A 14,115-nucleotide genomic window follows, 5' to 3' on the forward strand; every position below is an offset into this window, starting at 1 on the left:
AATCCCTGCTTAGGCGTTTTTGCGGATGACTTGGCCGTCGCGGCACATGAGGCACGCGGCGACAATGTCGTCTTCGAGGTTGATCTCGAACTGACCATCTTTGTTGAAGACCAGCTTCAGGAAGTCCAGCAAGTTGCGTGCGTACAGGGCCGAAGCATCTGCCGCGACTGCGCCGGCCAGATTGGTCGGGCCGCAAATGGTCACACCATTCTCGACCACGACCTGGTCGGCCACGGTGAGCGGGCAGTTACCGCCCTGGGCTGCCGCGAGGTCGATGACCACCGAGCCTGGTTTCATCTGCGCCACGGTTTCCGCGCTCAACAGCGTCGGTGCCTTGCGGCCCGGAATCAGTGCGGTGGTGATGACGATGTCAGCCTGCTTGGCGCGTTCGTGCACGGCCAGGGCCTGACGTTGCATCCAGCTGGCGGGCATTGGCCGGGCGTAGCCGCCGACACCGACAGCGCATTCGCGCTCTTCATCGGTCTCATATGGCACGTCGACGAACTTGGCGCCGAGGGATTCGATCTGCTCTTTTACCGCAGGACGCACGTCAGACGCTTCGATCACCGCACCCAGACGTTTCGCCGTGGCGATCGCCTGCAAACCCGCAACGCCGGCACCCAGAATCAGCACGCGCGCCGCTTTCACGGTGCCCGCAGCCGTCATCAGCATTGGCATGAAGCGGGGGTAGTGGTGAGCGGCCAGCAACACGGCTTTATAGCCGGCGATGTTCGCTTGGGAGGACAGCACATCCAGGCTTTGAGCACGGGAGGTGCGCGGTGCGGCCTCCAGTGCGAAAGCGGTAATGCCGCACTCAGCCAGCTTGGCAATGGTTTCATTGCTGAACGGGTTGAGCATGCCCACCACAACGGTGCCGCTCTTGATCAGCGTCAGCTCGCTGTCGCTGGGGGCGACCACCTTGAGAATCAGCTCGGCACCAAACGCATCGTTGGCGCTGCCAATCATTGCGCCTGCCGCTTCATAAGCACTGTCGACAACGCTGGCGTTAATGCCGGCGCCGCTTTGAACAGTGACCTTGTGACCCTGGCCGATCAGCTTTTTGATGGTTTCCGGGGTTGCAGCAACCCGGGTTTCACCCGTCTGGGTTTCGAGAGGAACACCAATGTGCACGTCAAATCTCCTGCGTGATCTTATTGAGTAAACCCAGGCACTTCGGATGGTGCGGCTGGGGCGGCCGATCAGCACGATCCCGCCAAATCTGGGCGGGGCGCGGCATTTTGCAGGCGAACTTTGTGCCCTTCAAGGGATTATGACGGGTGACGGAAAATTAACTACAAGTCACCCCGTGACCGAATGTCGCAACTAACCGGTTCAATCCCTTGTAGAACGTGACTTGTAAGGGTTTTTGGCAGGTTTTAAGAAATTACAAATTGTTACGGTGAATGAGGTGTCATATCCCCGAAATGAAGGCTCAAAGCCACGTATTCAGGCGCTTGTGGGACGTTTGTACTGCTTGTCGGTACAGTCTACGAATATGCGACAAATACGTATATCTGTAGGGCTTTTGTTTTGCTGACTACGGGGTCAGCTAGTGAGCGTAAGCCTTTATCCCTCTAGGCTGTAGCTTTGTGCCTGGGTGACTAGCCAATCGCGGAATGCCCGTAAAGACGCCGATTCGACCTTTCGCTCTGGAATCATCAGGTAATAGGCCTTGATGCTCGACAGCGCTTGGGCGTTGGCTATCACCAGGCGCTTCTCCGCCAGTTCGCGTTGAATCAGGAATGGCGGTATCAGCGCGATCCCCATGTCGTGCATCGCCGCTTGGGCAAGCATGGAGAATAGCTCGTAGCGCGGTCCTGTCATGTCTCGCGGCACATTAAGGTGCTGAGAGTTGAACCACTGGCGCCAGGCATAAGGGCGCGTGGTTTGTTGCAGTAAGGGCAGTTCGGCGATTTGATCGGGAGTCAGGCTGGTTTTTGTGCCCAGCAGCGTGGGGCTGCACACCGGCATCGGATTTTCGCCCATCAGTCTGTGTGATTCGGTACCCGACCAATCCGCATCGCCGAAATAAATCGCGGCATCGAAGTCGGTATCGGCAAACAGGAAGGGGCGTGTGCGGTTGGTGAGGTTGACCGTCACCTCCGGGTGTTTGTGCTGGAAGTCCTTGAGCCGTGGCAGTAGCCACTGAGTGCCAAAGGTCGGCACCACAGCAAGTTCGATCACGTTGGTGCCCTGTTGCCCCATCACTGACAAGGTGTCTCGTTCGACCGCGTCGAGTTGGGTGGCTACACGGCGGCTGTAGGAAAGTCCGGCTTCCGTCAGCTTCACTCCGCGCCGCGAGCGTCGGAAAAGTTCGACGCTGAGGAACTCCTCCAGGCTGGCGATCTGTCGGCAAATGGCGCCTTGGGTGAGCGAAAGCTCCTGCGCCGCTTTGGTAAAGCTTTCGTGGCGCGCTGCCGCTTCGAAGCTGATCAGGGCGGTGGTACTAGGGATTTTCCGGCGCATGTACTTCAACCTCACTAATACTTCGAATATAGGCTATCTCGTGACGTTACGGAGTGAGAAATTAACACAACAGTATGCGAAATCCTCGTTTGCCGTAACGCCAAACCGCGCCTAGGATCAGTCCACGTTATTTGACCCGATTCGAGAGGACACACTCATGGGCGGTAAAGCTAGCTTCAACTGGATCGATCCCCTGCTGCTGGATCAACAGCTCACCGAAGAAGAACGCATGATTCGCGACACTGCCGAGCAATTCGCTCAGCAGAAGCTTGCACCGCGTGTTCTTGAAGCTTTCCGCCATGAGAAGACTGATCCTGCGATCTTCCGCGAGATGGGCGAAGTGGGCCTGTTGGGTGCGACCATTCCCGAGCAGTACGGTGGCAGTGGCCTGAACTATGTCAGCTACGGGTTGATCGCTCGTGAAGTCGAGCGTGTCGACTCCGGCTATCGCTCGATGATGAGTGTGCAGTCCTCCCTGGTCATGGTGCCGATCAACGAATTCGGCACTGAAGCTCAGAAGCAGAAGTACCTGCCGAAACTGGCCTCGGGCGAGTGGATTGGTTGCTTCGGTCTGACCGAGCCTAACCACGGTTCCGACCCGGGTGCGATGATTACTCGTGCACGCAAAGTGGAAGGCGGCTACAGCCTGACCGGCAGCAAGATGTGGATCACCAACAGCCCGATCGCCGATGTGTTCGTGGTATGGGGCAAGGATGATGCGGGCGACATCCGTGGTTTCGTTCTGGAGAAGGGCTGGAAAGGCCTGAGCGCTCCGGCTATCCACGGCAAGGTGGGTCTGCGTGCATCTATCACCGGCGAGATCGTCATGGACAATGTGTTTGTCCCTGAAGAGAACATCTTCCCTGACGTCCGCGGTTTGAAAGGCCCTTTTACTTGCCTCAACTCCGCACGCTACGGCATTTCATGGGGCGCCCTGGGCGCAGCCGAGTTCTGCTGGCACACCGCTCGCCAATACACCCTGGATCGTCAGCAGTTCGGTCGTCCATTGGCCGCTACTCAGCTGATCCAGAAGAAACTGGCCGACATGCAGACCGAAATTACCCTCGCGCTGCAAGGCTGCCTGCGTCTGGGGCGTATGAAAGATGAAGGCACTGCGGCAGTCGAGATCACCTCGATGATGAAGCGCAACTCCTGCGGCAAGTCCCTGGACATCGCGCGCATGGCGCGTGACATGTTGGGCGGCAACGGCATTTCCGATGAGTTTGGCGTCGCTCGCCACCTGGTCAACCTGGAAGTGGTGAATACCTATGAAGGTACGCATGACGTCCACGCACTGATCCTCGGTCGCGCGCAGACCGGCATCCAGGCGTTCTATTAATAGGAGAACGTCCATGGGCGCGCTTTCGCATCTACGGGTACTGGATTTATCGCGGGTGCTGGCCGGGCCTTGGGCCGGGCAGATCCTTGCGGACCTTGGCGCCGAAGTGATCAAGGTTGAGCGCCCGGGTAATGGCGATGATACGCGCGCCTGGGGCCCTCCCTTTCTGAAAGACGCCTATGGCGAGAACACCAGCGAGGCCGCCTATTACTTGTCGGCCAATCGCAACAAGCAATCGGTGACCATCGACTTCACGCGTCCAGAGGGGCAAAAGCTGGTGCGTGACCTGGCGGCCAAGTCGGACATCCTGATCGAGAACTTCAAGGTCGGTGGCCTGGCGGTTTACGGGCTGGACTATGAGTCGCTTAAGGCCATCAATCCGAATCTGATTTATTGCTCGATTACCGGGTTTGGCCAGACGGGCCCTTACGCCAAGCGCGCGGGTTATGACTTTATGATCCAGGGCTTGGGTGGGCTGATGAGCCTGACAGGTCGACCTGAAGGCGATGAGGGCGCAGGGCCGGTGAAAGTCGGTGTGGCGTTGACAGATATCCTTACCGGGCTCTATTCGACAGTGGCGATCCTTGCAGCGCTGGCTCATAGGGATCATGACGGTGGCGGTCAGCATATCGACATGGCGTTGCTGGATGTTCAGGTGGCGTGCCTGGCCAACCAGGCGATGAACTATCTGACTACAGGCAATGCACCTAAGCGCCTGGGTAATGCACATCCGAACATCGTGCCTTATCAGGATTTTCCTACGGCGGATGGCGACTTCATCCTCACCGTGGGTAACGACGGGCAATTCCGCAAGTTTGCGGAGGTGGCTGGACAGCCTCAGTGGGCGGATGATCCCCGCTTTGCGACTAACAAATTGCGAGTGGCGAATCGTGCGGTGCTGATTCCGCTGATCCGCCAGGCGACGGTCTTCAAGACCACGGCTGAATGGGTGCTGCAACTGGAGCAGGCCGGCGTGCCATGCGGGCCTATCAATGACTTGGCCCAGATGTTTGCCGATCCGCAGGTCAAGGCGCGTGGGTTGGCTATCGAGCTGCCCCATGTGCTGGCAGGGATGGTGCCGCAGGTCGCGAGCCCTATTCGTCTGTCGGAGACGCCGGTGGAATATCGTAATGCGCCTCCGTTATTGGGCGAGCACACGCTGGAGGTTTTACAGCGGGTGTTGGGTCTGGACGCCGATGCGGTCGCCGCTTTCAAAGTGGCGGGGGTGCTCTGACGACTTCTTCTATATAGAGGGAGTGGTTTTGCTCTCTTATATAGAAGGGAATCGGCCTGTTTTCTGGCTTTCTGCAAGTTATTGATTGAAACGACAAATTAGGGGTTGACGGCAGATTCTGGAAGTCTATAATTCGCCCCACTTCCGGCGCAGTCGAAACGGAAAACTCCTTGGTAAACAAAGAGTTACGCAGTTTTCGGCAGCGAGTTGCTTCAGGTCATCGAAGCCCAGAAGGAGTTGATCAGGCAGGGTTGTTTGGCTTGATTGACGGTTCGATCTTCTCGGTCGAAAGCGGAGAAAAAGAGGTGTTGACAGCAGCGAGTAACGCTGTAGAATTCGGCTCCCGCTAACGAGAGATCGGAAGCGCAAGTGGTTGAAGTTGCAAAGGAAACTTTGAAAACTTCTGAAAATAACCGCTTGACAGCAACAGAGGCTGCTGTAGAATGCGCGCCTCGGTTGAGACGAAAGATCTTAACCAACCGCTCTTTAACAACTGAATCAAGCAATTCGTGTGGGTGCTTGTGGAGTCAGACTGATAGTCAACAAGATTATCAGCATCACAAGTTACTCCGCGAGAAATCAAAGATGTAACCAACGATTGCTGAGCCAAGTTTAGGGTTTCTTAAAAACCCAAAGATGTTTGAACTGAAGAGTTTGATCATGGCTCAGATTGAACGCTGGCGGCAGGCCTAACACATGCAAGTCGAGCGGCAGCACGGGTACTTGTACCTGGTGGCGAGCGGCGGACGGGTGAGTAATGCCTAGGAATCTGCCTGGTAGTGGGGGATAACGCTCGGAAACGGACGCTAATACCGCATACGTCCTACGGGAGAAAGCAGGGGACCTTCGGGCCTTGCGCTATCAGATGAGCCTAGGTCGGATTAGCTAGTTGGTGAGGTAATGGCTCACCAAGGCGACGATCCGTAACTGGTCTGAGAGGATGATCAGTCACACTGGAACTGAGACACGGTCCAGACTCCTACGGGAGGCAGCAGTGGGGAATATTGGACAATGGGCGAAAGCCTGATCCAGCCATGCCGCGTGTGTGAAGAAGGTCTTCGGATTGTAAAGCACTTTAAGTTGGGAGGAAGGGCATTAACCTAATACGTTAGTGTTTTGACGTTACCGACAGAATAAGCACCGGCTAACTCTGTGCCAGCAGCCGCGGTAATACAGAGGGTGCAAGCGTTAATCGGAATTACTGGGCGTAAAGCGCGCGTAGGTGGTTTGTTAAGTTGGATGTGAAATCCCCGGGCTCAACCTGGGAACTGCATTCAAAACTGACAAGCTAGAGTATGGTAGAGGGTGGTGGAATTTCCTGTGTAGCGGTGAAATGCGTAGATATAGGAAGGAACACCAGTGGCGAAGGCGACCACCTGGACTGATACTGACACTGAGGTGCGAAAGCGTGGGGAGCAAACAGGATTAGATACCCTGGTAGTCCACGCCGTAAACGATGTCAACTAGCCGTTGGGAGCCTTGAGCTCTTAGTGGCGCAGCTAACGCATTAAGTTGACCGCCTGGGGAGTACGGCCGCAAGGTTAAAACTCAAATGAATTGACGGGGGCCCGCACAAGCGGTGGAGCATGTGGTTTAATTCGAAGCAACGCGAAGAACCTTACCAGGCCTTGACATCCAATGAACTTTCCAGAGATGGATTGGTGCCTTCGGGAACATTGAGACAGGTGCTGCATGGCTGTCGTCAGCTCGTGTCGTGAGATGTTGGGTTAAGTCCCGTAACGAGCGCAACCCTTGTCCTTAGTTACCAGCACGTAATGGTGGGCACTCTAAGGAGACTGCCGGTGACAAACCGGAGGAAGGTGGGGATGACGTCAAGTCATCATGGCCCTTACGGCCTGGGCTACACACGTGCTACAATGGTCGGTACAGAGGGTTGCCAAGCCGCGAGGTGGAGCTAATCCCAGAAAACCGATCGTAGTCCGGATCGCAGTCTGCAACTCGACTGCGTGAAGTCGGAATCGCTAGTAATCGCGAATCAGAATGTCGCGGTGAATACGTTCCCGGGCCTTGTACACACCGCCCGTCACACCATGGGAGTGGGTTGCACCAGAAGTAGCTAGTCTAACCTTCGGGAGGACGGTTACCACGGTGTGATTCATGACTGGGGTGAAGTCGTAACAAGGTAGCCGTAGGGGAACCTGCGGCTGGATCACCTCCTTAATCGACGACATCAGCTGCTCCATAAGTTCCCACACGAATTGCTTGATTCATTGAAGAAGACGATAAGAAGCAGCCCGAAATTGGGTCTGTAGCTCAGTTGGTTAGAGCGCACCCCTGATAAGGGTGAGGTCGGCAGTTCGAATCTGCCCAGACCCACCAATTTTTGTGTGGGAACCTGTAGCAATACGGGGCCATAGCTCAGCTGGGAGAGCGCCTGCCTTGCACGCAGGAGGTCAACGGTTCGATCCCGTTTGGCTCCACCACTACTGCTTCTGTTTGTTGAAAGCTTAGAAATGAGCATTCCATTGTGATGATGGTGAATGTTGATTTCTAGTCTTTGGCTAGATCGTTCTTTAAAAATTTGGGTATGTGATAGAAAGATAGACTGGACGTTACTTTCACTGGTAACGGATCAGGCTAAGGTAAAATTTGTGAGTTGCTCTTAATTGAGTATTATCGAATTTTCGGCGAATGTCGTCTTCACAGTATAACCAGATTGCTTGGGGTTATATGGTCAAGTGAAGAAGCGCATACGGTGGATGCCTTGGCAGTCAGAGGCGATGAAAGACGTGGTAGCCTGCGAAAAGCTTCGGGGAGTCGGCAAACAGACTTTGATCCGGAGATGTCTGAATGGGGGAACCCAGCCATCATAAGATGGTTATCTTAAGCTGAATACATAGGCTTAAGAGGCGAACCAGGGGAACTGAAACATCTAAGTACCCTGAGGAAAAGAAATCAACCGAGATTCCCTTAGTAGTGGCGAGCGAACGGGGACTAGCCCTTAAGTGGCTTTGAGATTAGCGGAACGCTCTGGAAAGTGCGGCCATAGTGGGTGATAGCCCTGTACGCGAAAATCTCTTAGTCATGAAATCGAGTAGGACGGAGCACGAGAAACTTTGTCTGAATATGGGGGGACCATCCTCCAAGGCTAAATACTACTGACTGACCGATAGTGAACTAGTACCGTGAGGGAAAGGCGAAAAGAACCCCGGAGAGGGGAGTGAAATAGATCCTGAAACCGTATGCGTACAAGCAGTGGGAGCCCACTTTGTTGGGTGACTGCGTACCTTTTGTATAATGGGTCAGCGACTTATTTTCAGTGGCGAGCTTAACCGAATAGGGGAGGCGTAGCGAAAGCGAGTCTTAATAGGGCGTCTAGTCGCTGGGAATAGACCCGAAACCGGGCGATCTATCCATGGGCAGGTTGAAGGTTGGGTAACACTAACTGGAGGACCGAACCGACTACCGTTGAAAAGTTAGCGGATGACCTGTGGATCGGAGTGAAAGGCTAATCAAGCTCGGAGATAGCTGGTTCTCCTCGAAAGCTATTTAGGTAGCGCCTCATGTATCACTGTAGGGGGTAGAGCACTGTTTCGGCTAGGGGGTCATCCCGACTTACCAAACCGATGCAAACTCCGAATACCTACAAGTGCCGAGCATGGGAGACACACGGCGGGTGCTAACGTCCGTCGTGAAAAGGGAAACAACCCAGACCGTCAGCTAAGGTCCCAAAGTTATGGTTAAGTGGGAAACGATGTGGGAAGGCTTAGACAGCTAGGAGGTTGGCTTAGAAGCAGCCACCCTTTAAAGAAAGCGTAATAGCTCACTAGTCGAGTCGGCCTGCGCGGAAGATGTAACGGGGCTCAAACCATACACCGAAGCTACGGGTATCACTTAGGTGATGCGGTAGAGGAGCGTTCTGTAAGCCTGTGAAGGTGAGTTGAGAAGCTTGCTGGAGGTATCAGAAGTGCGAATGCTGACATGAGTAACGACAATGGGTGTGAAAAACACCCACGCCGAAAGACCAAGGTTTCCTGCGCAACGTTAATCGACGCAGGGTTAGTCGGTCCCTAAGGCGAGGCTGAAAAGCGTAGTCGATGGAAAACAGGTTAATATTCCTGTACTTCTGGTTATTGCGATGGAGGGACGGAGAAGGCTAGGCCAGCTTGGCGTTGGTTGTCCAAGTTTAAGGTGGTAGGCTGGAATCTTAGGTAAATCCGGGATTCTAAGGCCGAGAGCTGATGACGAGTGTTCTTTTAGAACACGAAGTGGTTGATGCCATGCTTCCAAGAAAAGCTTCTAAGCTTCAGGTAACCAGGAACCGTACCCCAAACCGACACAGGTGGTTGGGTAGAGAATACCAAGGCGCTTGAGAGAACTCGGGTGAAGGAACTAGGCAAAATGGCACCGTAACTTCGGGAGAAGGTGCGCCGGTGAGGGTGAAGCATTTACTGCGTAAGCCCATGCCGGTCGAAGATACCAGGCCGCTGCGACTGTTTATTAAAAACACAGCACTCTGCAAACACGAAAGTGGACGTATAGGGTGTGACGCCTGCCCGGTGCCGGAAGGTTAATTGATGGGGTTAGCTAACGCGAAGCTCTTGATCGAAGCCCCGGTAAACGGCGGCCGTAACTATAACGGTCCTAAGGTAGCGAAATTCCTTGTCGGGTAAGTTCCGACCTGCACGAATGGCGTAACGATGGCGGCGCTGTCTCCACCCGAGACTCAGTGAAATTGAAATCGCTGTGAAGATGCAGTGTATCCGCGGCTAGACGGAAAGACCCCGTGAACCTTTACTATAGCTTTGCACTGGACTTTGAATTTGCTTGTGTAGGATAGGTGGGAGGCTTTGAAGCGTGGACGCCAGTTCGCGTGGAGCCAACCTTGAAATACCACCCTGGCAACTTTGAGGTTCTAACTCAGGTCCGTTATCCGGATCGAGGACAGTGTATGGTGGGTAGTTTGACTGGGGCGGTCTCCTCCTAAAGAGTAACGGAGGAGTACGAAGGTGCGCTCAGACCGGTCGGAAATCGGTCGTAGAGTATAAAGGCAAAAGCGCGCTTGACTGCGAGACAGACACGTCGAGCAGGTACGAAAGTAGGTCTTAGTGATCCGGTGGTTCTGTATGGAAGGGCCATCGCTCAACGGATAAAAGGTACTCCGGGGATAACAGGCTGATACCGCCCAAGAGTTCATATCGACGGCGGTGTTTGGCACCTCGATGTCGGCTCATCACATCCTGGGGCTGAAGCCGGTCCCAAGGGTATGGCTGTTCGCCATTTAAAGTGGTACGCGAGCTGGGTTTAGAACGTCGTGAGACAGTTCGGTCCCTATCTGCCGTGGACGTTTGAGATTTGAGAGGGGCTGCTCCTAGTACGAGAGGACCGGAGTGGACGAACCTCTGGTGTTCCGGTTGTCACGCCAGTGGCATTGCCGGGTAGCTATGTTCGGAATAGATAACCGCTGAAAGCATCTAAGCGGGAAACTAGCCTCAAGATGAGATCTCACTGGGACCTTGAGTCCCCTGAAGGGCCGTCGAAGACTACGACGTTGATAGGTTGGGTGTGTAAGCGCTGTGAGGCGTTGAGCTAACCAATACTAATTGCCCGTGAGGCTTGACCATATAACACCCAAGCAATTTGTGAGCTCGAAAGGGCACCAGATTGCGGTGTGTGAAGACGAAACGAACCGAAAGTTCGACTGTACTCACAAAAGCAGCACAAAACACCGAAAGCTATCACCTACCCATTCGCTGGAGCGTGAACCTGCAAAGGCCCACGACCTGGCTACCGAATTTCTTGACGACCATAGAGCATTGGAACCACCTGATCCCATCCCGAACTCAGCAGTGAAACGATGCATCGCCGATGGTAGTGTGGGGTTTCCCCATGTGAGAGTAGGTCATCGTCAAGATTAAATTCCGAAACCCCTATCTGCGTATGCAGGTAGGGGTTTTGTTTTAGTAGAAGTCACCAATTTTGCTGGCACGTTACGGCTGTAACGGGCTGGTCACAGAATTTCTTGACGACCATAGAGCATTGGAACCACCTGATCCCATCCCGAACTCAGCAGTGAAACGATGCATCGCCGATGGTAGTGTGGGGTTTCCCCATGTGAGAGTAGGTCATCGTCAAGATTGAATTCCGAAACCCCTGTCTGCTAACGCAGACAGGGGTTTTGTCGTTCTGGAGTTCTAAAAGCTTCCCTACTGCTTCTGCGACCCAGTAGCTTGCGCCACCAGATATAAATCCCGGTCACCGACAGCACTGCAATCAAAACACCCAACACGGCAATCATGACTTGCCCAGTGAACCCAATGATTCGCCCGCCGTGTACCGGCAATTGCAGCCTGTAAAAACGCTCTCCCCAGGTGCCCTGCCCGCGATCTCCTGTCCTAGCCTGTGATCCCTGCCATCAGCAGAAATAACGCCGTGGCCAGACCGATGTAGCGATGAAGTGTTCCTCCAGAGACGACAAAGCCAGCCCCTGGAATCAGGTGCTGGCTTTGCAGGAATAACGAGTGATTAGAACCGGTAACTCACCGTGGCGGCGACGTTGCGCTCTTCGCCCAGGTAGCAGAAGTTCAGGCTGGCGCAGGAAGCAACGTAGGACTCATTTGTCAGATTGTTCGCATTAAGGCGTACGTCCATACCCTTCAGCCCGATTCTGCCCAGGTCATAGCCGACTGACGCATCAAACAACGTGTACGACGGCACCTTCATGGTGTTCTCCGCATCGGCCCAGCTGTAGCCGACATAACGCACACCACCGCCCAGTCGCAGGCCATCGAGTGCTGCGCTGTCGAATTTATAGTCTGCCCATACCGAAGCCATATGCCGCGGCGCCTGGGTCGGCGAGTTGCCCTTGTTCTCGATGACATCGGTGGCCGTGCTCAGGGTGCTGACCATGGACTTCGAGTATTCGATGTCGGTAAAGGTGTAGCTGCCGAGTACTTTCAAGTGGTCAGTCAGTTGCATGTGCGCTTCCAGTTCCAGGCCTTGGGAGCGGACGGCACCTACAGCGCGGTAGAAGTTTTCTTGCGGCAGCTTGGTCGCCAGGTTTTCCTGATCGATGCGAAACAGCGACGCGGTGAACAAGTTGTCGGTGCCCGGTGGCTGATACTTCACGCCCACTTCCCATTGCTTCCCGTCGGTCGGTGCCAGAGGATTGCCGGCACTGTCCGAATAGGAATTCGGGTTGAAGGACTCTGAGTAGCTGATATAAGGCGCAATGCCGTTATCGAACAGGTACAACGCACCAGCACGACCGGTCAGCTTGGTGCGTTTGTCGCTGATTTCGGTGCCCACGGGGCGCTGCGCTTCAGCCAGTCGGTTTTCATCGGAGGTCTCGACCCAGTCCTGACGCAGGCCGAGGGAGAAGCGCCACTTGCGCATCTCGATCAGGTCTTGCAAGTAGACGCCGGTTTGTTCCAGGCGACGCAGATAGCTGGTCGCGCCATAGAAGTCGATGTCCGAATTGCCATACACCGGGTTGAACGCATCAATCGGCGCAAGAGCGCCGCTGGTCCAGTCGACGACCGTCTTGCGCCGCTGGTAGTCCGCGCCCATCAGTACCGTGTGTTTGGTTGCACCGGTGAAGAACTCCGCTTGCAGCATGTTATCGACGATGAATGCATGAAGTTTCTCGTCGCCACCGGTGTAATAACGATTCAACTCATTACTGCTCGGTGTGGTCCAGCCATAGGCGTAGACCTGATCGATCTTCACCTTGGAATCGAGATAGCGGAAGTTCTGCCGTGCAGTGAAGACGTCGTTGAAACGATGCTCAAACTGATAACCGAAGGATTGCTGATCACGCTGAAACCCATCAATGCCCGGCTCGCCCTCGAAGAAGTGCGGTGAGATGCGATTGCCGTTGCGCTGATGAATTGTGCCGTCGGCCGGCACGCCGCCGTGATAACCGCCGTCGGGATCGTGTTGCAGATAGGCTTGTAAGGTCAGCGAGGTATCTTCGGTGAAGTCGATGCTCACCGTAGGCGCCAAGGCGAAACGCTTTTCCTTGTTGTGATCGAACTGTGTGTCGGACTGATACGCCAACCCTGTCAGACGATAGGCCATGCGCTTGTCGTCATCCACCGGGCCGCTGAAGTCGAAACCCATGCCGCGCTGACCTTGGCTGCCCACAGTGGTCTGGATCTGATGATAGGGCTCATACAGCGGTTTCTTGCTGGTCAACGCCACCAGGCCACCCGGCGAACTGCGACCGTAAAGTACCGATGAAGGCCCTTTGAGAATATCCACACGCTCCAGGAAGTACGGGTCCACCTGCATGGTGCTGTAGGTGCCGCTGTCGCCCATGGATTTGAGGCCGTCGAGGTAGATGTTATCCACCGAGCCGTCGTTGAAGCCGCGCATCGCCACGTAGTCATAACGGTGGGTTGCGCCATAAGGGTTGGTCAGCACGCCCGGGGTGTAGCGCATGGCCTGGGAGACGGTTTGCGAACCCTGATCGTCCATTTGCTCGCGGGTGACCACCGACACGCTTTGTGATGTTTCCAGCAGCGCGGTACTGGTCTTGGTGGCAATCTGGCTGTGAGTCGCGTTGTAGCCGTCCATGCTCCCCAATGCATTACCGAGGGCAAAACCTTTGATGTCGGTGGTGGGCAGCGCCAGCGCTACAGTTTCAGCGGCAGGACGCAGCACATAACTGCTGCCATCCTGGCTCGCGGCCTCCAGGCCCGAACCGCTGAGCAAATGATTCAGCGCCTGATCGGTCGAATAGTCGCCCTGCACACCCGGAGACTGACGCCCGCTGGTTTGTGCCGGCGTTGTCGACAGCGTGATGCCGGCCTGACGCGCAAACTGATTGAGCACATCGCTCAATGGACCGGCGCCAATGGTGTAGCGATGGCTGCTGACTTCACTGCCCTGCGCCGCAACGGTAAGTGTTGGCAACAAGCCGACACCCAGCGCGCTAGAGAACAGCGCTGCGCGAACGGCGTGTCGCAAGATGCAGGTGTCGGCAGTGAAATAAGGAATGTTCTTACCGATGGCGCGCACAGTCATTGTAGGTTTCCGTAGGAAGTCGCTGAAGTCAGAGTTGAAGTGCTTACTGACTAAGCCGGTCTTGCACGGAAAACCCGCCAAAAATAAT

Annotated in this window: 5 protein-coding genes, 2 tRNA genes, 4 rRNA genes and 1 pseudogene; 8 read left to right on the plus strand and 4 right to left on the minus strand. The window is 55.0% G+C overall.

Annotated elements, in window-relative coordinates:
• Positions 1–9: 9 nt before the first annotated feature.
• Together ACYZT6_RS27905 and ACYZT6_RS27910 are read right to left on the minus strand one after the other, a co-directional pair.
• Positions 10–1,131, minus strand: coding sequence for a Re/Si-specific NAD(P)(+) transhydrogenase subunit alpha (locus ACYZT6_RS27905; protein WP_462029449.1), 1,122 nt, complete (start codon positions 1,129–1,131; stop codon positions 10–12).
• Positions 1,132–1,566: 435 nt separating this feature from the next.
• A complete protein-coding gene (locus tag ACYZT6_RS27910) occupies positions 1,567–2,466 on the minus strand; it encodes a LysR family transcriptional regulator (protein ID WP_462029450.1) in 900 nt (299 codons plus the stop codon).
• 157 nt (positions 2,467–2,623) lie between these two features.
• Between ACYZT6_RS27910 and ACYZT6_RS27915 the strand changes: the two genes are divergently transcribed.
• From ACYZT6_RS27915 to rrf (ACYZT6_RS27950), 8 genes are all read left to right on the plus strand, one after another.
• Positions 2,624–3,805, plus strand: coding sequence for an acyl-CoA dehydrogenase (locus ACYZT6_RS27915; protein WP_010465741.1), 1,182 nt, complete (start codon positions 2,624–2,626; stop codon positions 3,803–3,805).
• A gap of 13 nt (positions 3,806–3,818) precedes the next feature.
• Positions 3,819–5,039 (plus strand): CaiB/BaiF CoA transferase family protein, encoded by a 1,221-nt coding sequence (locus ACYZT6_RS27920; RefSeq protein WP_462029451.1) that lies wholly within the window; start codon positions 3,819–3,821, stop codon positions 5,037–5,039.
• 642 nt (positions 5,040–5,681) lie between these two features.
• Positions 5,682–7,220: ribosomal RNA gene (locus tag ACYZT6_RS27925) — 16S ribosomal RNA — on the plus strand.
• 82 nt (positions 7,221–7,302) lie between these two features.
• A tRNA-Ile gene (locus ACYZT6_RS27930) sits at positions 7,303–7,379 on the plus strand.
• 28 nt (positions 7,380–7,407) lie between these two features.
• Positions 7,408–7,483 (plus strand) — tRNA-Ala (locus ACYZT6_RS27935).
• A gap of 249 nt (positions 7,484–7,732) precedes the next feature.
• Positions 7,733–10,624 (plus strand): 23S ribosomal RNA (locus ACYZT6_RS27940).
• A gap of 174 nt (positions 10,625–10,798) precedes the next feature.
• Positions 10,799–10,914 (plus strand): 5S ribosomal RNA (gene rrf, locus ACYZT6_RS27945).
• Positions 10,915–11,021: 107 nt separating this feature from the next.
• Positions 11,022–11,137 (plus strand): 5S ribosomal RNA (gene rrf / locus ACYZT6_RS27950).
• Together the 16S, 23S and 5S rRNA genes with 2 tRNA genes alongside form the textbook arrangement of a ribosomal RNA operon.
• A gap of 23 nt (positions 11,138–11,160) precedes the next feature.
• On the opposite strand, the pseudogene ACYZT6_RS27955 reads toward rrf (ACYZT6_RS27950), so the two are convergent.
• Positions 11,161–11,414 (minus strand): annotated as a pseudogene (locus ACYZT6_RS27955) (PepSY domain-containing protein); the annotation flags it as partial.
• A 111-nt stretch (positions 11,415–11,525) separates the two neighbouring features.
• Positions 11,526–14,027, minus strand: coding sequence for a TonB-dependent siderophore receptor (locus ACYZT6_RS27960; RefSeq protein WP_462029452.1), 2,502 nt, complete (start codon positions 14,025–14,027; stop codon positions 11,526–11,528).
• Positions 14,028–14,115 lie beyond the last annotated feature (88 nt).

It is taken from the genome of Pseudomonas sp. RT6P73 (assembly GCF_054897715.1).